Origin of the sequence: Nonomuraea sp. NPDC049709, assembly GCF_040674815.1 — a bacterium.
GTDB lineage: Bacteria > Actinomycetota > Actinomycetes > Streptosporangiales > Streptosporangiaceae > Nonomuraea.
On sequence record NZ_JBFANM010000073.1, the window covers coordinates 25,174 to 43,965 of the forward strand.

Genomic DNA, 18,792 nt, shown 5'->3' on the forward strand with positions numbered 1-18,792 from the left:
GGCATCCGCGGATCGGCCTCGCCACTCCGGTTCGACCGGTGACGCGAGCGCCTCAGACCTGCCCACCGCACACGTTCAGCCTGCCCACCGCACACGTCGCGCCGAGCTTGAGCGCTCCGGTTCTCGCCGCACCGGCGCCGGTTGGAGCGCGGGTTGTCGACGCCCGTCCGAGCGCGACCGCTCTCACCGGGCCCGCGCCGGATGGACGGCCACCGCACGAACCGGCCACCACGCGGACCGGCACGGACGGGGCGCCGGATGAGCGACCGCCGGGTGGATGGGCAGGGCTATCGGGACGCGGCAGGCCCGTGCCGCGGCGGCGGCGCCGCGCCTCGCGCCCGCCGCACGGTCACGCCGGGCCCGTGCGGGGCCGGTGCGGCGAGCGCGGGAACGGCGCAGCCCGGCGAACGCGTGCGGCGGCACCGTGTCATGGCAGGCGGCGCAACGGGCAGCACGGTGTGGCGCGAGCGTGCGCGACGGGCGGGCGGACGCCGGTGACGGCAAAGCCCGAGAGCCGGCGAAAGCCCCGTAAGCGGAAAGCCCTACGACCAGGGAGCCAGGTCCGGGCGTTTCGGGGACACCCCGTCGCCCGAGGACACCCCGCGCAGGCGGCGGGAGACCCAGGGCACCAGGTATTCGCGCATCCACTGCGCGTCCTCGCGCCGCCGGGCGCGCGGGTCCACCGACCGGTCCGGCCAGTCCTTGCGCCAGTCCTCGAACGGCACGCCCAGCACGTCCAGCACCCGGGCCGCGACCAGCCGGTGGCCGTCCTCGTTCATGTGCAGCCGGTCCGCGCTCCACGCCCGCCAGTCGCGCAGCCCCTGCATGGACCACTGGTCGACGAGGCGGCAGCCGTACAGGTCGGCGATGGAGCGCAGGTGCAGGTAGAAGATGGCGAAGCGGCCGCGCAGGCGGCGCATGAGCGGCGTGTCACGCGGGTCCACCCCCGTGAACAGCAGCACGTCGGCCCCGCCCGCCCGCAGGTCGCGTACGCCCCGCGCGAGCTTCTTGGCCATCACGTCCGGATCGCTGCCCGGCCGCAGCAGGTCGTTGCCCCCGGCGCAGAGGCTGACCAGGTCGGGTGCCATCTCGACGGCCAGCGGCACCTGCTCGGCCACGATCTGGTCGAGCAGTTTGCCGCGGACGGCCAGGTTGGCGTAGCGGAAGGCGGGGTCGTCGGCGGCGAGCCGTTCGGCCACCCGGTCGGCCCATCCACGGTAGTGCCCGTCCGGACCGGGATCGTTCAGCCCTTCCGTGAAGCTGTCGCCGAGGGCGACGAAGGACTTGTAGTGCCTCATGAGGTGGTGTTCATCTCCGCGATAGCTTGCAGCGCAAGGACGTACGACTGTAGCCCGAAGCCCGCGATGGTTCCCGTCGCCACCCCGGACACGACGGAGGTATGGCGAAACTCTTCCCTGGCCACGGGATTGGAGATGTGCACCTCGACGAGCGGGGCGGTGCGCTGGGCGATGGCGTCGCGCAGGGCGTAGGAGTAATGAGTGAAGGCGGCCGGGTTGAGCACGACCGGGATGCGGCCGTCGCACGCCTCGTGGATCCAGCCGAGCATCTCGGCCTCGTCGTCGGTCTGGCGCACCTCGACGTGGTGGCCGAGCTTCCTGCCGGTGTCGCGGCAGAGGTCGGCGAGGTCCTCGAACGTCTCGGCGCCGTAGACGTCGGGCTCGCGCGTGCCGAGCCGGCGCAGGTTGGGCCCGTTGAGCACGAGGATCATGCGGAGATCTCCTTGTAGGCGGCTTCGAGCAGCTCTTCCGTGGGGGCTTCGAGACGGCCCGGCTTCGCCAGGTCGTCGAGGACGACGAAGCGCTGCTTGGCGCCGCGGTTCTTCTTGTCCAGGCGCATGTGGTCGCGCAGGTGCGGCCAGGCGTCGGCGCGGTAGGAAACGGGCAGGCCGACGCCGGTGAGGATGGCGCGGGTGCGGTCGACGACGTCGGCGCGGCCCGAGAGCCTGGACAGCTCGGCGGCGTAGACCATGCCGATGGCGACGGCCTCGCCGTGGCGGATGCCGTAGTGCTCCTCGCGCTCGATGGCGTGGGCGAGCGTGTGGCCGTAGTTGAGGATCTCGCGCAGGCCCGCCTCGCGCAGGTCGGCGCCCACGACGTCGGCCTTCACCCGGATCTTGCGCTCGATGAGCTCGCGGGTGTGGGGCCCGTCGGGGCGGGTCGCCGCCTCGGGGTCGGCCTCGATGAGCCTGAGGATCTCCGGGTCGGCGATGAAGCCGCCCTTGATGATCTCGGCCAGGCCCGCCACGTAGTCGGCCCTGGGCATGCCGGCCAGCGTGGACAGCTCGCACAGCACGCCTGCGGGCGGCAGGAAGGTGCCCACGAGGTTTTTGCCCTCGGGGGTGTCGATGCCATTCTTACCGCCGACCGCCGCGTCCACCATGGCCAGCAGCGTCGTGGGCACGAGCACGACCTGAACGCCGCGCAGCCACGTGGCCGCCACGAATCCGGCCAGGTCGGTGGTCGCGCCTCCGCCCACGCCGACCACGGCGTCGGAGCGGGTCACGCCGTGGCGGCCGAGCGCGGACCACAGGCCCGCGGCCACCTCGACGGTCTTGGCCTGCTCGCCGTCGGGCACGGGCAGCTCGACCACCTCGTAGCCGGCGGCGGACAGCGCCTCGCGGACCGGCCGGGAGATCTCCGGCAGGGTCTCGGGGCAGATGACCGCGACGGTGCGCACGCCGGGCTTGAGCAGCGTGGTCAGCACGGCCAGCACGCCGGTGCCGACCACCACGTCGTACGGGCTGTCCCCGCGTACGGTGATCCTCGTCGCGGTCATGCGGGCAGCCCCTTCACGATCTCGTCGGCGAGCTCCTCCGGCTCCCGCTTGTCGGTCACCACCGTCATCACGGCCAGCCGCTCGTAGACCGGCCGCCGTTCCTCCATGAGCTTCTTGAGCCGGCTGCGCGGGTTGAGCACCAGCAGCGGCCTGGCCGAGGCAAGCCCGACCCGCTGGACCGCGTCGGCCAGCCCGACCTCCAGGTAGACGACGTGGTGACCGGCGAGCAGGGCCTGCGTCTCCTCGTGCAGGACGGCGCCGCCGCCCAGGGACAGGATGCCCTCGTGCTCGGCCAGCGCGCGGCGCACGGCCTCGTGCTCCAGCTCGCGGAAGCGAGCCTCGCCGTCCTCGACGAAGATGTCGGCGACGGGCTTGCCCGCCACGGCCTCGATGTCGGCGTCCGTGTCGCGGAACCCGACGCCGAGCCGCTCGGCGAGCAGCCGCCCGAGCGTCGTCTTGCCGGACCCGGGCGGCCCGATGAGCACGGCCTTCGCTGTCATTTGATCACCATGGAAGAGAGGTAGCCGGACAGGTTGCGGGCGACTTCCTCCACGGAGTCGCCACCGAACTTCTCGATCGCCGCGTCGGCCAGCACCAGCGCGACCATCGCCTCCGCCACGATGCCGGCCGCGGGCACGGCGCACACGTCGGAGCGCTCGTGGTGGGCCTTGGCCGCCTCACCGGTCTTGACGTCGATCGTGGCCAGCGCCCTGGGCACCGTGGAGATCGGCTTCATCGCGGCGCTGACCCGCAGGATCTCGCCGTTGGTCATGCCGCCCTCGACCCCGCCGGCGCGGTTGGTGATGCGGCGCACGCCGTCTTCGGTGGTGTATTCGATCTCGTCGTGGGCGCGGGACCCCGGGCGCCTGGCGGTCTCGAAGCCGTCGCCGACCGCCACGCCCTTGATCGCCTGGATGCCCATGAGCGCCGCGGCGAGCCTGGAGTCGAGCCTGCGGTCCCAGTGCGTGTAGCTGCCCAGGCCCGGCGGCAGGCCGTAGGCGAGGACCTCGACGACGCCGCCGAGCGTGTCGCCGTCCTTGTGGGCCTTGTCGATCACGGCGACCATGGCGGCGCTGCCCTCGGCGTCGGAGCACCGGACCAGGTCATCGTCGATCCTGGCCAGGTCGTTCGGGCCGGGCAGGATCTCGGACGGGGTGCGGGCGCCGCCGATCTCGGTCACGTGGCTGAGGATGTCGACGCCGAGCGCCTGCTTGAGGAAGCGCCTGGCGACCTCGCCCAGCGCCACCCGGGCGGCGGTCTCGCGGGCGCTGGCCCGGTCGAGCACGTTGCGGGCGTCGTCGAAGCCGTATTTCTGCATGCCCGCCAGGTCGGCGTGGCCGGGGCGGGGCCGGGACCTTGGCGCGTTGCGGGCCAGGCCCTCCAGCTCGGCCGGGTCGACCGGGTCGGCCGACATGACCTTCTCCCACTTGGGCCACTCGGTGTTGCCCACGCGGATCGCGACCGGGCTGCCCATCGTGCGCCCGTGGCGGACGCCTCCGACGATCGTCACCTGGTCCTGCTCGAACTTCATCCGCGCGCCCCGGCCGTAGCCGAGCCTGCGGCGGCGCAGGGCCTCGTCGATCGCGGCCGTGCTCACCTCCACCCCGGCCGGCAGGCCTTCCAGGATGGCGACGAGTTCGGGCCCGTGGGACTCTCCAGCGGTCAACCAGCGCAACATGCGTACAAGTCTTCCATGTGCGGCCTAGTGAGATGTCCCTCGCTCACCAGGCGAGACAGAGTGTCGTGAGCGCGCCCAGGAGCATGAAGGGGCCGAAGGGGAACTGCGTGTGCCTGTTCCCGCGGCCGGTCAGCAGCAGGGCCACGCCGTAGACGGCGCCGAGGAGCTGGCCGCAGAAGGCCGCCGCCACCAGGGCCGGCCAGCCCAGGGCGGCGCTGGCCATGCCGATGAGCCCGGCCAGCTTGACGTCGCCGAACCCCAGCGCGTCCGGCCTGGCGAACCAGAGCAGGCCGTACACCCCCGCCAGGGCCGCCCCGCCGGCCAGCGCCCTGGGCAGCTCTCCCGTCGGCAGCAGCGCCAGCGCCGCGATCGGGTACGCGGGCAGCGTGATCGCGTCGGGCAGCGTGCTGGTACGCCAGTCGATGACGGCCAGGGCGACCCCGATCACGGCGAGGCACACGTACGGCGGCCCCACCCGCCAGGCGACCAGCGCGGCCACGGCGGCGGTCGCCAGTTCGACGGCCGCCGGGGGCAGGCCGCCGTCGTAGGAGTGGTAGGAGTCCGCCAGCGCCCTGATGCGGTTCCCGCAGATCAGCCCGATCAGCGCCATGAGTGCGACCACGCCGCAGACCATAGGCCCGCCGGCGCGGGAAGGGAGCTCGAACGCCGGATCCGGTATGGCTGCCTGCCCGCGGCTATTGCGAACAAGGGCTCGATCACGGAAACTGCCCGCGTGGACAGGGACCGGTTCGCCAGGGTCGCGGTGGTCATTGCGACGTTCGTCCTTGCCCCTGTGTTGCTCGAGATGCTCGCCTGGTACATCGAGGGCGAGGACTACAACGTCTCCCGCGCCGTCACCGTGCTGGCCGTGGTCGCCGCGCTCGCGCTGATCGCCGCCGTGGCGGGCCGGGTGCGCGGCAGGCTGCCCGTCATGCTGGTCACCGCCATGACGGTGGCCGCGGCAGGCGGGCTGGTGCTGGGGTTCGCGGCCGGGTTCGGGCCGGTGTTGTGGAACCGCGGCGTGCCGGGCGAGTTGCTCGGCCTGTCCATGATCGGGATTGCCGCGTTCACCGCGCTGACCGGCGGCTACCTGCTGTTCCTCTACCGCCGCGGCCTGTACGTGCCCCATCTGGAGACCACCGCGGGCCCCTCCCCGACCACCACGAAGCGCAAGGTGATCGGCGAGTCGGAGATCCTGATCCGCACCCTCCCGGAGATCAGCCACGCCCTGGAGAAGGCCCTGGGGAGCTGCGTGTCCGTGATCGACCAGGAGGACCTGCACTTCGTGGCGTTCTTCGGCCCGTCCGGCTGCGCCTTCTACACCGACGTGCTCGACGACGCCGACCTGCAGCACTTCTTCCACGAGACGTCTCCCGAGGAGCGCCGGGTCACCTATCTCAGGCTCGGCAGCCAGCTCCACTGGATCGGCGGCCGCCTGGACACGCACCTGCGCTCGATGGAGAGCGGCACGGTGATCAGGACCGTGCTGGACGTCGAGCGCGGCGCCCTGTTCCACTACTGGGTCGACCACGGCCGCTACATCATCGGCGTCACCCTCGACCAGCGCAGGGTCGGCGTGGCCGACGACAAGATGGCCCGGCTCGTGGACATGATCCGCGGCCACTTCACGCTGCCGCCGATCAACCAGCGGATCAGGCCGGAGCCGGGCGCCAACGTACGCCCGATCAAGAAGGAGGACGCGTGGCCGGAATCGGGCTCCTGACCGCGGCCTTCAGCGTCCGGGAAGGCCGCCGCTCAGCCGTTGCCTGACCGGCCCCTGGAGAACCAGCGGCGCCGGCGCGGCGCGGGCTCCACCCGGGCCACGGTCACGCCGGTCAGCTCGCTCACGGTGCCGGACTCGACGGCGGCCAGCGCCTCCAGCACCTCCCCCTCGATCACGAACTGCACCGGCCCGGCCACGTCCACCACGACCGCCGCGGCCCGCTCCTGCACGGCGGCCCGGCACACCTGGAGCGCGGTGGCCTGGATCGGCCGGGCGTCGGGCCGCCACCTGGCCAGCGACTGCGTGCCGGTGAACGCGAGCACCGCCTGCCTGCCGTCCTGCCCGACGAGCTTGGGCAGGGCCATCTCGCTCTCCTTCTCCTGCCGCAGCCCGTGCGCGCCGACCTCGGTCTCGGTCAGCAGGGCCACCACGGGGACGAGCAGCCGGGCGCCGGAGAGGGCGTTGAGCACCTCGGCGGGGCCGGCCGTGCCCGCCTCGTAGGAGGCCAGGGCGGCGGCCACGGCGGGGGCGGCGGAGCCGTCGTCGTGAGGGTCGAGGGGCTGCGGAATGCTCGGCACAGCCTCCGAGACTACCCGCGCCCGAGCCCGCCCCCGCCTCCTGCCTCGCTCACGCGGCCGCTCCCTTTGTCGGTCCCGGTTGATAGACAGGCCCGGTGAGACCCGCCGACCCTCCGCCCGCCGACCCTCCGCCCGCCGAGCAGCCCGCCGAGCCTCCGCCCGCCGAGCAGCCCGCCGCCGTGCGGGCCGTGCTCGCCGCCAGCCCCGTCGTCACCTCCGTGCTGCACGGCGCCCGCGCGCTCGATCCGCCCGGCTGGTGGGTCGCGGCCGGCGCGGTCGCCCAGACGATCTGGAACCACGTGACCGGCCGCCACCCCGACCACGGCATCAGGGACTACGACCTGATCTACCACGACCCGTCGGACCTGTCCTGGGAGGCCGAGGACGCGGTGATCAGGGCGGGCCGGGAGGTGTTCGGCGACGTGCCGGTGGAGATCCGCAACGAGGCGCGCGTGCACCTGTGGTACGCGGAGCGCTTCGGCACCCCCTGCCCGCCCTACCGCAGCGCCGAGGACGCGATCGACTCCTTCCCGTCCACGACCTGCGGCCTCGGCGTGCGGATCGAGCCGTCGGGCGAGTGGCGGCTGTACGCCCCCTACGGCGTGTCCGACGCGTTCGACCTGGTCGTGCGGCCCAATCCGCGGCTGGCGCCCCGCCACGTCTACGAGGCCAAGGTGGCCCGCTGGACCGCCACGTGGCCCGAGCTGACCGCGCTCCCCTGGCTGGACGCGTGACGCCCGGCCCGGTGGCCGCTATCCGAGGTCGGCGATCGCCGCCACCGGACCGCCGCCGGAGGGGCCCTGGTGCACGGCGGCGACCGAGACGAACACCGCGGGATCGCCCGTGACGGAGGCCGCCACCCCGCCCACCGCGGCCTTGATCTGCCGGTGCCAGTGCACGTCGGAGTCGTCGAGCATGATGTTGCGCCGCCCGCGCACCCGCCCGGACGGGTCGGCCTCGCACTTCATGAACACGTTGACCAGCCGTCCCCCGAGGTCCGACGGGTGCGGGCGGTCGGGCAGGGCGAGCCCGGAGTCCCTGATGGCCTCCCAGATGCCGTCGGCGTCGAGGGCGTCCTTCATGACGCTGTGGCCGATGCGATAGCGCCCGCCGATCCCTCGCACGTTGCCCACCAGCACGATCTGCGCCCGGTCCAGCTCCACGCCCGACGAGCAGGAGGCCACCGACGAGTACAACGACAGGTCCTTGTGGATCTGGTCGGCCCCGGGCATCTCGATCTCGCCGAGCGCGACGGCGATGCCGAGCGCGGTGGTGGAGTTGGACAGGTCCATGGAGGGACCGGTCTCCTCGATGGCGGTGTCCTGGCCGCGGCTCTTGGCCTCGGTGATGGTGGCCAGGGTGAGCAGCGGCGTCTTGGTCTGTACGTAGTGCACGTCGCGCGGGTCGTCGATGCCGGCGATCTTCATGGCCTCCCGCACCCCGGCGGCGACCTTCTCCACCATGGCCGGGCGGCCGATGTCCTCGGGCAGGATGACCTCGCTCATCGCCACCCCGACCGACAGGCGCGGCTCCTCGGTGGCGGGGGCGTCGGCCGTGGTGGCGAAGATGGTGGCGTGCGGGCTGAGGATCCCGTCGGTGCCGCCCGACCACACCAGCGGCACGCTCTCCGGCGCCGGATGCCCGTGCTCGGCCAGGACCTCGCGGAAGGCGCGGTCGGCGAGGATGCGCGTGTAGTCGTTCACGCCGCCGTTGCCCTCGGTCTTGCCGACGACGGCGAGCACCCGCTCCGCCTCGATCACCCCGTCGGCGATGAGCCGTGACAGCCCGGAGGCGTCGGTGACGCTCTCGATCGGCACCTTGCGCACTTCGATCGGGTCCGGCATGCGTTACCCCTCCTCCTGGCGTCATTCCCCGATGACGCTACCGAGCCGGTCAGCGGGGTTCATGGTCAATGTGTGCCCATGAACCCCGCGGGTGATGTCAAGGTGCGCTCAGCGCCGCCGTGGGCGGCAACCGGGCGGCGCGGGCCGCCGGGTAGAGCCCGGCCACCGCCCGGACGAGCAGCATGCCGCCATGGCCGTACGTCAACGCGGACAAACGTCGTGCGCAGAGGGGGCTAGGGTCGCGAGTGTGATTCGCGAAGCACACGCCAACGGGATCAAGCTCGTCTACCGGGAGGAAGGCGATCCTTCCGCTCCCCCGCTCCTGCTGCTGCACGGCCGTACGGCGAACCACAACGACTGGAACGGCGTCACCCAGCACTTCGCGGCCCGCCACCACGTGTTCGCCCTCGACCTGCGCGGCCACGGGGCCAGCGGGTGGCCGGGCGAGTACCCGCTGCCCGCGATGGCCGAGGACGTCGTCGCGCTGCTCGACCGCCTGGGCTTCGAGCGGGCCACGCTGGTGGGGCACTCGCTCGGCGGCGTGGTCGCCTATCACGCGGCCATGAACCATCCGGATCGGGTGGCCCGCCTGGTGCTGGAGGACCCGCCGCCACCGCTGCCGCTCACCGGCCGATCGCCGGTCGTGGAGGACGGGTCAACCGGGTTCGACTGGCGGATGATGCACGACACGGAGCGGCAGATGCTCGACCCGGACCCCGCGTGGGCGGAAGGGCTGGGGAAGATCACGGCGCCCACGCTGGTGCTGTCGGGAGGGGCGCAGAGCCCCTTCGACGCCGGGGAGGTGGCGGCCCGGATCCCGGGGGCGAAGCTGGTCACGATCGAGGCCGGGCACCTGATCCACGTCAGCGCCCGCGGGGAGTTCGTACGGACGGTCGACGCGTTCCTCGACTCCTGACCGGAGCGGGTGGCCGACTCACCGGCGGGACCATCTGATGGCGGCGGCCCCATCCGGCCGTGCCCGGCCACAGCCGCCGTCCTTCGCGCCCATCGCGCTGGAGGTGGCGTGCATCAGCGTCGGGCTCGGGCAGCGGGCTGCGGCGGGTCGTCGAGTCGGTCGTCGCGGTGCTGCTCGGCAGCGGCTCGCTGATCGTGCTCCAGGCGGGCTCCTCGGCCGTGCCGGTCGCCACCCTCCTGCCGCCGTCGGGCGCCGGCGGGCTCGACCGGATGATCGACGCCCTGGCCGGCTGCCTGATGGGCCTGGCCGCCGCAGCGCTGCCGCCCGCCGGCCCGCCGGCGCCGGCGACGAGGCACGCGTCCAGGAGGTTCGAGGCGCCGGTCGACGCGCTCCGGCGGATCTCGGCGGCGATCGGGCGGGCCGGCTCCGCCCTGGCCACCCAGGCGCCGGCGGCGGCGCGGACCGCGGTGGCGATCCTGGCGGCGGGGGTCCGAGCGGCGGGGGGTCCTAGCTGCAGGGGCCCGAGCTGCAGGGGCCCGAGCGGCGGGGGTTCTCGGGGCGAGCGCAACACCTGACGAAAAGGACTTAGCCGGGGCAAACGTGACCCCAATGTCATAAAGATCCGCCATCGTGGAAAGGTGCGAACCAGGCTCAGCGATCTCATGAAGGAACGGCTGGGCACGTTCGGCCTGATGGCGCCCTCCATCGCGCAGTGCGCGGTCGGTGCCGCGCTGGCCTGGGTCATCGCCATCGAGCTGCTCGGCCACCCCCGCCCCTTCTTCGCCCCCATCTCCGTGCTGATCTGCGTGGGCGTCGGGCTCGGGCAGCGGCTGCGGCGGGTCGTCGAGCTGGTCGTCGGGGTCAGCCTGGGCGTCGGCGTGGGCGACCTGCTGGTGTACCGGATCGGCTCGGGCGCCTGGCAGCTCGCGCTGGTGGTCGGGCTGGCCATGGCGGTGGCGGTGCTGCTGAACAGCGGGGCGCTGTTCGTCGCGCAGGCGGGGTCGTCGGCCGTGCTGGTCGCCACGCTGGTGCCGGGCGAGGGGGCCGGGGGCCTGGATCGGATGGCCGACGCGCTGACGGGAGGCATCGTCGGGATCGCGGCGGTGGCGTTACTGCCCGCGAGCCCGTTCACGATCGCGGCCAAGCACCTGTCCGGGGTGCTCGACGCGCTGTCCACGGTGCTGGAACGGGCGGCGGAGGCGATCGAGAAGCGCGACGTGGACCTGGCGGCCGAGGCCCTGGAGGAGGCGCGTACGACGCAGGCGGCGGTGGAGGAGTTCGAGGCTGCGCTGGAGACCAGCAAGGAGATCACCATGATCTCGCCGCTGCACTGGCACCGCCGGGCCCGCCTGTCCCGCTACGAGACCGCCGCCGTGCCGGTGGACCTGGCGCTGCGCAACGCGCGGGTGCTGAGCAGGCGCACGCTGGCCTCGCTCGGAGAGGCCAGCCCTCCCCCGGCGGCCCTGGCCGAGGCGATGCGCGAGGTCTCGGAGGCGGCGCTGCTGCTGCAGCTGGAGCTCGGGGCCGGCCGGGAGCCGACCCTGGCCCGGCAGGCGCTGCTGGCGGTGGCGGCCCGGGAGCGGCCCGAGGGGCTGGGGTTCTCGGCGCACGTCATCATCGCGCAGCTGCGTTCCGTGGTCGTCGACCTGCTGGAGGCCACGGGCATGGAGCACGACGACGCCACGGCGGCGCTGACCCCGCTGGACGAGCCGGCCGCCAAGGACGAGCCCACCCGACGATCCTGAGCAGCCGCACCACCAGCCGATCGGCCTACCCCACCCGGACGGCCACCGCCAGTGGCTGCAACAGGGCGGCGGCCTCGGTGATCCAGTCGGGACAAGCCTCATGCCCGGACATGGACGAGCCGGGCCGGTGCACGGCCGAGTCGACCAGGCCGAGATCCCTGACGGCCGGCACCTCGCCGAGTTCGGCCTCCGCCGGCTCGAGCTTGCGGCGGCACCTGCCTGGGTGTGCTGCTCCTAGGAAGTTCTCGCCGCTTCTCCCCCGCCCGCGACCTGGGCAGACTCGGGATCACCGCCAGCCGGACGGGGCACGGCCCGCCGGCGTGACCATGGAGGTTCAGCGAACATGATCGGAAGAGTGCTGCTCATCGTCGGCTTCCTCAGCACGATGGCCGCCTGCGCCGACGGACGCGGCGGCCGTACGGCGGCGGCCGCGCCGTCAGCCTCCGTCTCGACGTCGCCGTCGGCCTCGGCACCGGGCTCGGCATCGGGCTCGGGGCGCGGGAGTGCCGATCCGCACCCGTACGTCGGCATGTGGGTGACCGCGGACGGGCGCATCCGGCAGGAGCTACGGGCCGACGGCCGGTACGAGGAGGAGCGTGACGGCCGCCCCCGCGCCTACACCGGCCGGTACACCGTGACGGGCGACCACCTCGACTACTTCGACGACGCCGGGTTCACCGCCACCGGCGACGTCCGCGACGGCGTCCTCTACCACGAGCACCTCGTGCTGTATCGGGAGCGATGACCGCCTCCCCGGCCCCACGCTCCAGCGCGCTCAGGGCTCGGCGGTGAGGTCGTCAGAGCGTCCGGCCTCCAGTCGCGACCACTGCGGGATGGGACGTCCGTCGGTGCGGAGCCGTTCGGCGGAGCCTGTCCACCCTTGGGGCCAGCCCGGGGGCACGTCCTGCCACGGCTCCTGGCGTCCGTACACGGTGAGGTCCATGAGCGCGTAGCTGTAGTCCATGGCCTCCACACCGCGGCGCGTCGTCCAGTACGTCTCGAAGACGCGGTCGCCGTCGCGCAGGTAGCACACCAGGTGCATCATGCCGATGTGGCGCCCGACGAGGAGCTCGCCGAGCGAGGCGGCCGCCGAGTACCACGGCATTTCCCAGCCCATGAAGTCGTGGTAGCGGCGGCTCTCGTCGTAGGGCCCCTGGCAGAAGACCGCGTAGGTGATGTCGCGGGAATGGAGGTAGGACAGCTCCGCGACCGAGGTGGTGCACCACGTGCACCCTTCGCACTGCTCAGCAGCGGGCTGCCCGGGGTGCCACATGAAGTAGTACGCGATGAGTTGCCGGCGCCCTTCGAACGCGTCGAGCAGGGTGAGCGGTCCGCCGGGCCCGATCAGGGTGAGGCCGGCGTCCATCTCGACCATGGGCAGGCGCCGCCGGGCCGTGGCGATCGCGTCGCCCTCGCGGGTGTGCGCCTTCTCCCGGACCCGCAGCCGGTCCAGCTCGGCCTGGAAGGTGCTCCGGTCCACGGCCTCGGGCAGGCCGGGCGCGCCGTCGGCCCTACCCGCCGGCCGGCCGGGGTTCGCTGGTCCATCGGTCATGACTGTCTCCTCTTCCCTGTTGCGGCAGCTTCCCTGTTGCGGCGGCTCTTCTCGTTGTGGTCGCGTCAGGCGGACCCGAGGACCCGATCCCCCTCCTACCCGCGCACCGGACGGCCGTCGAGGGCGAGTCCGGGTTCCGCAAGCTCGTCGGCGAGCTCACCGGCCGGCTCGGCGTCGACGAACCGGCCGGCCTGGCCGACCAGCTCATGCTGGTCATGGAGGGCCTGTTCGCCTCCGGCCGGTCACTCGGCCCGGACGGCCCCGCCAAGCAGGCACGGCACCCGGTCGAGATGATCCTGTCGACGGCCACCGCCCGGCGGCGAAAGTCATGATCGTGCGCCGCCCTCGTGACCGCCGGCGGAGGGGCGGCGCCCCTTGCACGAGACGGTGACCGGCCGGATCGGCGCCCGCCTAGCGGCGGGGGACGAGGTGGAAGAAGGAGCCGTCCATGGGGCCGAGGTCGACGCGGGAGATCTCGTCCAGCCGGGTCATGGCCCACTCCGGCAGGTCCAGCTCGAAGGCCACCAGGTTCTCCCGCAACTGCGCCACCGTACGCGGCCCGAGCAGGATCGACGTCACCCCCGTCCGCCGCGCCACCCACGCCAGCGCCACCTCCGACGGCGTGGCGCCGAGGTCGGCGGCGACCTTGACGAGTTCCTCGGCGATGCCCAGGTTGTGGTCATCGAGCAGCGACTCGGCCCACCGGTTCGCGCCGGGCATCGCGTGGCCGAGCAGCCTGCCCATCCGGCTGTCCGGGTCGGGAGCCTCGCCGGGCCGGTAGCGGCCGGTCAGGATGCCGCCGCCGAGGGTGCCGTACGCGATCACGCCCATCCCGTGCTGGAGGCCGCCGAGGTGGTGCTGGCCCGTGACGGGCTCGACGCGTCGATGCGCGAGATCGCCGAGGTGGCCGGTGTGGGGGTGGGGACGATCTACCGCCAGTTCCCCACGAAGGAGGCGCTGTACCAGGCGATCGTCGTGGACCGGATGCGGCGCCTGGCGGACAGGGCCGGCGAGCTGGCCTCGGCCGCCGACCCGGGGGCCGCCTTCTTCGCGTACTTCACCACGATCGTGGAGGACTCGACGGTCAAGAAGGTGCTGGTGGACGCGCTGGCGACGGCCGGGATCGATGCCAAGGCGGGCACTCCCGACATCAAGGGCGCGATCGAGGCACTGCTGGTGCGGGCCCAGGAGGCGGGGGCGATCCGGGCCGACGTGGGCATGGAGGAACTGCTGGCGCTGCTCAGTGCCACCTGCCTGGCGGCACAGCACAACAACTGGGACGAAGGACTGCGTACGCGGACCCTGGGGGTCGTCTTCGACGGCCTCCGCCCCAGCGGGCCCGTCAGGAGGACAGGCGCTTCAGGCGCGTGACGGCCTCGTCGATGACCTCTTCCTTCTTGCAGAAGGCGAACCGCACGAAATGCCGCCCCCGCTCGGCGTGGTCGTAGAAGACCTGGGTCGGGATGGCCACCACCCCGGCCAGCTCCGGGAGGCGGCGCGTGAGCTCGAGCCCGTCGGAGAACCCCAGCGGCCGGATGTCCGTCTGCACGAAGTACGTCCCCGAAGGCCGCAGCACCGAGAAGCCGGCCGCCGCCAGCCCCTCCATCAGCCGGTCGCGCTTGTCCTGCAGCCCGGCCCCGAGCGCCGCCACCCACTCCAGCTCGTGCCGCAGCCCGTAGGCCACCGCGAGCTGCCACGGCGCGCTCGCCGTGAACGTGAGGAACTGCTTGACCGTCTGCACCGCCGTGACCAGCGCCGGAGGGGCGCACACCCAGCCGGTCTTCCACCCGGTGACCGAGAACGTCTTGCCCGCCGACGAGATCATCACGGTCCGCTCCCGCATCCCGGGCAGCGTGGCCAGCGGGATGTGCTCGACCCCGTCGAACGTCAGGTGCTCGTACACCTCGTCCGTGACGGCGGTCAGCCCGTGCTCCTGGCAGAGCTCCGCGATGACGGTCAGCTCGTCGCGGGTGAACACGGTGCCGGTCGGGTTGTGCGGCGAGTTGACCAGGATGGCCCGGGTACGCGGGGTGACGGCGGCGCGCAGCTCGTCGGGGTCGAACGTGAAGCGGCCCTCGACCGGCCGCATCGTCACGGCCACCAGCCGGGCCTGGGCCAGGGCGATGGAGGCGGCGTAGGAGTCGTAGTAGGGCTCGAACGCGATCACCTCGTCGCCCGGCTCGCACAGCGCGAGCACGGCGGCCGTCACGGCCTCGGTGGCGCCCACCGTGACCAGGATCTCCCCCACCGGATCGTACGAGAGCCCGTAGCGCGCGGCCCGGTGCTCCGACACCGCCTGCCGCAGCTCCAGCACTCCCGGCCCCGGCGGGTACTGGTTCGCGCCGGCGCCGATGGCCTGGACGGCGCGGTCGAGCATGGCCGCCGGCCCGTCCGTGTCAGGGAAGCCCTGGCCGAGGTTGATCGATCCGGTCTGCACGGCGAGCGCGCTCATCTCCGCGAAAATCGTCGTGCCGAAGGCGCGCATCCTGGTAACAAGTGGTTCGGTCACGCCTCCACACTATTAGTCTCGTCCCCGTGATCATTCGGGTCGTGCTCGCCCTCGCCCTGTCCGCGCCTCCCGTCATGACCCCGAGCCAGGCCGCTGCCGGGCCCTGCCCGGTCCCCATGCCCGCCCGTACGAGCTGCGGTTTCCTCGAGGTTCCCGAGCGCAGGGACGCCCCGGAGCGGAAGATCAGGGTCGGCTACGCCGTGCGCCTCTCGACCGCCGCGAACCGCAAGCCGGACCCGGTCGTGTACATGAGCGGCGGCCCCGCCTCGGCCTCGATGCAGCTCACCGCGTTCCTGAGCCTGATGTTCCCCGACCGGGACGTGGTGACCGTCGAGCAGCGCGGGAGCAGGTACTCCCAGCCGGCGCTGGCCTGCCCCGAGACCGCCCAGGCCATGCTGGGCCGGTTGCGGCCGCAGCCCGCGGCCCCGTCCGACGGCCTGGCCGCCGCCGCGAACCGGTGCCGCGACCGGCTCCGGGAGCAGGGCATCGACCTGCGGGGATACAACACGAAGGAGATCGCGGCCGACGTGGTCGCGTTACGCGAGGAGCTCGGCTACGCGAAGTGGAACCTGTTCGGCGTCAGCTACTCCACCAGGGTCATGGTGGACGTGGCCGCGGCCGACCCGGAGGGGGTTCGGTCGGTGGTGCTGGACTCCTACCTGCCCGAGAGCGTCAGCTGGTACGACGACTTCGACCGGAACCTGACCGACGCCATGGCGCGGCTGGGCGTGCGCGAGCCTTTCGAGGCCATGGTCGCGCGGCTGAACCGGACGCCCGCGCGCGTCCCCGTGCTGGATCCGCTGCTCGGCCGGGAGTTCACGGCCCGGATGAGCGGTGACGACGTGGCCACGATCCTGGCGGAGGCGCTGCAGGACGCGGAGGTGACCGCGGTGGCGCCCGCGCTGGTGAGCGCGCTGGCCAGCGGGAACGACGAGCTGCTGCGGCCACTGGCGGACGCCGCGGGCGAGGGGCTGGCGTCGCACGAGTTCGGGCTGTATCACGCGGTGCAGTGCCAGGACGAGGTCCCGTTCAACACCTTCACCACCAAATCCCGACTTTTCACCATAAATACGGATAAAGAGGTGTGTGACGCCTGGCAGCTCCCCAAGGCGAAGCCCGTGAACGCCACCACCAAGGCCCCCGTCTACGTGCTCGGCGGCCGGTACGACCCCACCACCCCCCTCAGAACCGCCGAACCGGCCGCCAAAGCCCTCCCGAGTGCCCGCTTCGACCAGTTCCGCACCTCCCACGCCGTCTTCCTGGCCAGTGACTGCGCCCGCCAGAAGATCGCCGAGTTCGTCGCCGATCCCGCCGCCACGTTCATCACCCCCTGCTCGACGAGCACCCTCCCTGCCCCCTTCCGCGCGGCCGACCTGCACGTGACGGCGGCGCCGTACGCGATCTCCCGGTCCCCGTGGCTGGCCGCGCCCTTCGCCCTGTTCGCGCTCGCCTCCCTGGCCCAGCTCGTCACGGCCGCGCTGAAAGGCCGGGCCCTGGCCGCGTACGGCGGGCTGACCGGCGTGGCGTTCGCCGGCCTGATCGCCGAGTCCGTCAACACGATGGCGAGCCGGAACGAGACCGCCCTGGCCGTCGGCCTCCCGGGGACGACCGGGCTCTACACCTGGCTCGCGGTGGCCTCGGCCGTACTGACCGCCGCGGCGCTCTTCCACGAACGCAGATGGCCGCAGATCGCGGCGGCCGTCATCAGCGGCGGATTCCTCGTATGGTGGTTCACCTGGCTCCTTTGACACGCATCCGTGAGCTCGACGCCCTACGCGGCTTCGCGGTGGGCGGCATCATGCTGGTCAACACCTGGCAGCACACCGACAAGGAGCCGCCGGTCGCGCTGGACCTGCCGATCGAGACGCTGTTCCAGAGCCGGTTCTATCCGATCTTCTCGATGCTGTTCGGCATCAGCTTCCTGCTGTTCCTGCGCGGCAACAGCCGCTGGGCGCTGCTGAGCAGGCTGTTCTGGCTGTTCTGCATCGGGAAGGTCCAGCACTCGTTCTACGAGGGCGAGGTGCTGACCGACTACGCCTTCTGGGGGGCGGTGGCGCTGCTGCCCGCCTCGTTCCTGCCCGGCGGCCTGCCGGTGCTGCTGCTCGGCCTGGTGGCGACGGCGTGGGCGCTGCTGCCCCAGGTGGGCGGCGGGGCGATGCTGATCCCCGGGCTGCTCCTCATCGGCATGGGGGTGTGGCGGTTGCGGCCGCCCAGGTCGCTGCTGCTGCCCGGGTTCGCGGTCGCCGCGCTGGCCACCGCGCTGCTGAGCGCCGCCTCGGCCAGTACGGGCAACTGGACCGTCTACAGTGTGGCGGCCCTGGCGGGCGCGGCGGCGTACTCGCTGGGCCTGGTGCTCCTCCTGCGGCCGGGCCTGTCGGCGGTGCTGGAGCCGCTGGGCAAGACGGCGCTGACCAACTACGTCTCCGGCACCGCGGTGATCGTCCTGGTCACGCCGCTGCTGAACGCCGACCCGACCCGGTGGTCCGTGGTCGCGGTGGCGGCGCTCACCCTGCTCGTGCAGTACCTGTTCAGCCGGTGGTGGCTGACGAGATTCCGCTACGGTCCCCTTGAGTGGATCTGGCGGTGCCTGACCCGGTTTCGAGTGGTGCCCAACCGGCTAGAGTCGGTCCGTGACCAGAATCGCCCTCTGCCAGATCCCGGTGTCCCCTGACCCCTCGGTGAACCTCAAGAGGGTCAGGGAGGCGCTCGCCGCCTCCGCGGGAGCCGATCTGGCGATCTTCCCGGAGGCCACGCTCACCCGCTACGGCAGGCGCATCACGGGCCTGGCCGAGCCGCTGGACGGGCCGTTCGTGTCCGGGCTGGCCGAGGCCGCCCGCGAGCACGGGACGGCGGTGATCGCCGGGGTGTTCGAGCCCGGCGAGGATCGGGTGCACAACACGGCCGTGGCCATCGACGGCCAGGGGGCGCTGAAGGCGGCGTACCGGAAGATCCACCTGTTCGACTCGTTCGGCGCGAAGGAGTCCGACCTGGTCGCGCCCGGCGCGGAGCCCACGGTGGTGGAGCTGGCCGGCGTCCGGGTCGGGCTGGTCACCTGCTACGACATCCGCTTCCCCGAGCTGACCAGGGCGCTGGTCGACAAGGGGGCGGAGCTGTTCGCGGTGATCGCCGCCTGGGGCTCGGGGCCGCTCAAGGAGGACCACTGGGTGACCCTGGTCAGGGCGCGGGCGCTGGAGAACACGATGTGGACCGCCGCCGTCGGCCAGGCGCCCAACCCGGCCGAGTCGTCGGACGGGTTCGGGGTGGGCCGCAGCATGCTGGTCGATCCGCTGGGCGTGGTCCGCAGCGACCTGGGCACCGGCCCCGGCGTGCGGGTCGTGGAGGTCGACGACGAGTGGACCGCCACGGCCAGGGCGACCCTGCCGTGCCTCGAACATCGCGTCCTGTAGTCTCGCACGGTCCATCCCGGGGTCAAGCGATCGTAAAGTAGAAC

The 18,792-nt window shown here is 72.6% G+C and carries 23 protein-coding genes; 11 read left to right on the forward strand and 12 right to left on the reverse strand.

Going from position 1 to position 18,792, the window contains the following annotated elements:
* Nucleotides 1–542 precede the first annotated feature (542 nt).
* From AB0J69_RS47735 to AB0J69_RS47760, 6 genes are read right to left on the reverse strand one after another with little or no spacing between them, the layout of a single operon-like run.
* Entirely contained in the window at nt 543–1,298 is a 756-nt protein-coding gene (locus AB0J69_RS47735; protein WP_364132429.1) for an SGNH/GDSL hydrolase family protein, read from the reverse strand.
* A complete protein-coding gene (gene aroQ, locus AB0J69_RS47740; protein WP_364132431.1) occupies nt 1,295–1,729 on the reverse strand; it encodes a type II 3-dehydroquinate dehydratase in 435 nt (144 codons plus the stop codon). Before aroQ ends, AB0J69_RS47735 begins: the two co-directional genes overlap by 4 nt.
* Entirely contained in the window at nt 1,726–2,796 is a 1,071-nt protein-coding gene (gene aroB, locus AB0J69_RS47745; RefSeq protein ID WP_364132433.1) for a 3-dehydroquinate synthase, read from the reverse strand. The genes aroQ and aroB overlap by 4 nt, the downstream gene beginning before the upstream one ends.
* Nucleotides 2,793–3,296: a shikimate kinase gene (locus AB0J69_RS47750; protein ID WP_364132435.1), complete on the reverse strand. Its 504-nt coding sequence runs from the start codon at nt 3,294–3,296 to the stop codon at nt 2,793–2,795. Before AB0J69_RS47750 ends, aroB begins: the two co-directional genes overlap by 4 nt.
* The gene (gene aroC / locus AB0J69_RS47755; RefSeq protein ID WP_364132436.1) at nt 3,293–4,474 is read right to left on the reverse strand and encodes a chorismate synthase; all 1,182 of its coding nucleotides are present in this window, start codon (nt 4,472–4,474) and stop codon (nt 3,293–3,295) included. Before aroC ends, AB0J69_RS47750 begins: the two co-directional genes overlap by 4 nt.
* A gap of 43 nt (nt 4,475–4,517) precedes the next feature.
* The gene (locus AB0J69_RS47760) at nt 4,518–5,096 is read right to left on the reverse strand and encodes an A24 family peptidase (RefSeq protein ID WP_364132437.1); all 579 of its coding nucleotides are present in this window, start codon (nt 5,094–5,096) and stop codon (nt 4,518–4,520) included.
* A gap of 111 nt (nt 5,097–5,207) precedes the next feature.
* On the opposite strand from AB0J69_RS47760, the gene AB0J69_RS47765 reads away from it, so the two are divergent.
* Nucleotides 5,208–6,197, forward strand: coding sequence for a hypothetical protein (locus AB0J69_RS47765; RefSeq protein ID WP_364132439.1), 990 nt, complete (start codon nt 5,208–5,210; stop codon nt 6,195–6,197).
* 32 nt (nt 6,198–6,229) lie between these two features.
* Here the strand turns inward: AB0J69_RS47765 and AB0J69_RS47770 are convergent, their stop codons facing one another.
* On the reverse strand, nt 6,230–6,775 hold the full coding sequence (locus AB0J69_RS47770; RefSeq protein WP_364132441.1) for an SseB family protein: 546 nt from the start codon (nt 6,773–6,775) through the stop codon (nt 6,230–6,232).
* A gap of 95 nt (nt 6,776–6,870) precedes the next feature.
* Between AB0J69_RS47770 and AB0J69_RS47775 the strand changes: the two genes are divergently transcribed.
* Nucleotides 6,871–7,509 (forward strand): nucleotidyltransferase family protein, encoded by a 639-nt coding sequence (locus tag AB0J69_RS47775; protein ID WP_364132443.1) that lies wholly within the window; start codon nt 6,871–6,873, stop codon nt 7,507–7,509.
* An 18-nt stretch (nt 7,510–7,527) separates the two neighbouring features.
* On the opposite strand, the gene AB0J69_RS47780 is transcribed toward AB0J69_RS47775, so the two are convergent.
* Nucleotides 7,528–8,619 carry a ring-opening amidohydrolase gene (locus AB0J69_RS47780; RefSeq protein WP_364132445.1) on the reverse strand — a complete coding sequence of 364 codons (1,092 nt, stop codon included), beginning with the start codon at nt 8,617–8,619 and terminating at the stop codon, nt 7,528–7,530.
* Between the two features lie 247 nt (nt 8,620–8,866).
* Here AB0J69_RS47780 and AB0J69_RS47785 point away from each other — a divergent pair, with 247 nt between their 5' ends.
* From AB0J69_RS47785 to AB0J69_RS47795, 3 genes are all read left to right on the forward strand, one after another.
* Nucleotides 8,867–9,535, forward strand: a complete 669-nt coding sequence (locus tag AB0J69_RS47785; protein ID WP_364132447.1) for an alpha/beta fold hydrolase — start codon at nt 8,867–8,869, stop codon at nt 9,533–9,535.
* A gap of 59 nt (nt 9,536–9,594) precedes the next feature.
* A complete protein-coding gene (locus AB0J69_RS47790) occupies nt 9,595–10,110 on the forward strand; it encodes a hypothetical protein (protein ID WP_364132449.1) in 516 nt (171 codons plus the stop codon).
* A 63-nt stretch (nt 10,111–10,173) separates the two neighbouring features.
* Complete coding sequence (locus AB0J69_RS47795) at nt 10,174–11,280, forward strand: FUSC family protein (protein WP_364132451.1); 1,107 nt, start codon at nt 10,174–10,176, stop codon at nt 11,278–11,280.
* Between the two features lie 25 nt (nt 11,281–11,305).
* Here the strand turns inward: AB0J69_RS47795 and AB0J69_RS47800 are convergent, their stop codons facing one another.
* A complete protein-coding gene (locus tag AB0J69_RS47800) occupies nt 11,306–11,452 on the reverse strand; it encodes a hypothetical protein (protein WP_364132452.1) in 147 nt (48 codons plus the stop codon).
* A gap of 171 nt (nt 11,453–11,623) precedes the next feature.
* Between AB0J69_RS47800 and AB0J69_RS47805 the strand changes: the two genes are divergently transcribed.
* Nucleotides 11,624–12,025, forward strand: a complete 402-nt coding sequence (locus AB0J69_RS47805; protein ID WP_364132453.1) for an Atu4866 domain-containing protein — start codon at nt 11,624–11,626, stop codon at nt 12,023–12,025.
* A 30-nt stretch (nt 12,026–12,055) separates the two neighbouring features.
* Here the strand turns inward: AB0J69_RS47805 and AB0J69_RS47810 are convergent, their stop codons facing one another.
* A complete protein-coding gene (locus tag AB0J69_RS47810; RefSeq protein WP_364132454.1) occupies nt 12,056–12,832 on the reverse strand; it encodes a DUF899 family protein in 777 nt (258 codons plus the stop codon).
* A gap of 56 nt (nt 12,833–12,888) precedes the next feature.
* On the opposite strand from AB0J69_RS47810, the gene AB0J69_RS47815 reads away from it, so the two are divergent.
* Complete coding sequence (locus AB0J69_RS47815; protein WP_364132456.1) at nt 12,889–13,164, forward strand: hypothetical protein; 276 nt, start codon at nt 12,889–12,891, stop codon at nt 13,162–13,164.
* Between the two features lie 79 nt (nt 13,165–13,243).
* Here AB0J69_RS47815 and AB0J69_RS47820 read toward each other — a convergent pair whose 3' ends face one another.
* The gene (locus AB0J69_RS47820) at nt 13,244–13,663 is read right to left on the reverse strand and encodes an aldo/keto reductase (RefSeq protein WP_364132457.1); all 420 of its coding nucleotides are present in this window, start codon (nt 13,661–13,663) and stop codon (nt 13,244–13,246) included.
* A gap of 3 nt (nt 13,664–13,666) precedes the next feature.
* On the opposite strand from AB0J69_RS47820, the gene AB0J69_RS47825 reads away from it, so the two are divergent.
* On the forward strand, nt 13,667–14,203 hold the full coding sequence (locus AB0J69_RS47825; protein WP_364132458.1) for a helix-turn-helix domain-containing protein: 537 nt from the start codon (nt 13,667–13,669) through the stop codon (nt 14,201–14,203).
* Here the strand turns inward: AB0J69_RS47825 and AB0J69_RS47830 are convergent.
* The gene (locus tag AB0J69_RS47830; protein WP_364132459.1) at nt 14,175–15,341 is read right to left on the reverse strand and encodes a pyridoxal phosphate-dependent aminotransferase; all 1,167 of its coding nucleotides are present in this window, start codon (nt 15,339–15,341) and stop codon (nt 14,175–14,177) included. The genes AB0J69_RS47825 and AB0J69_RS47830 overlap by 29 nt on opposite strands.
* A 26-nt stretch (nt 15,342–15,367) precedes the next feature.
* Here AB0J69_RS47830 and AB0J69_RS47835 point away from each other — a divergent pair, with 26 nt between their 5' ends.
* From AB0J69_RS47835 to AB0J69_RS47845, 3 genes are read left to right on the forward strand one after another with little or no spacing between them, the layout of a single operon-like run.
* Nucleotides 15,368–17,089, forward strand: coding sequence for an alpha/beta hydrolase (locus tag AB0J69_RS47835; RefSeq protein WP_364132461.1), 1,722 nt, complete (start codon nt 15,368–15,370; stop codon nt 17,087–17,089).
* A complete protein-coding gene (locus tag AB0J69_RS47840) occupies nt 17,086–18,012 on the forward strand; it encodes a DUF418 domain-containing protein (RefSeq protein ID WP_364132462.1) in 927 nt (308 codons plus the stop codon). The genes AB0J69_RS47835 and AB0J69_RS47840 overlap by 4 nt, the downstream gene beginning before the upstream one ends.
* Nucleotides 17,972–18,748 carry a carbon-nitrogen hydrolase family protein gene (locus tag AB0J69_RS47845; RefSeq protein WP_364132463.1) on the forward strand — a complete coding sequence of 259 codons (777 nt, stop codon included), beginning with the start codon at nt 17,972–17,974 and terminating at the stop codon, nt 18,746–18,748. Before AB0J69_RS47840 ends, AB0J69_RS47845 begins: the two co-directional genes overlap by 41 nt.
* Nucleotides 18,749–18,792: the final 44 nt, after the last annotated feature.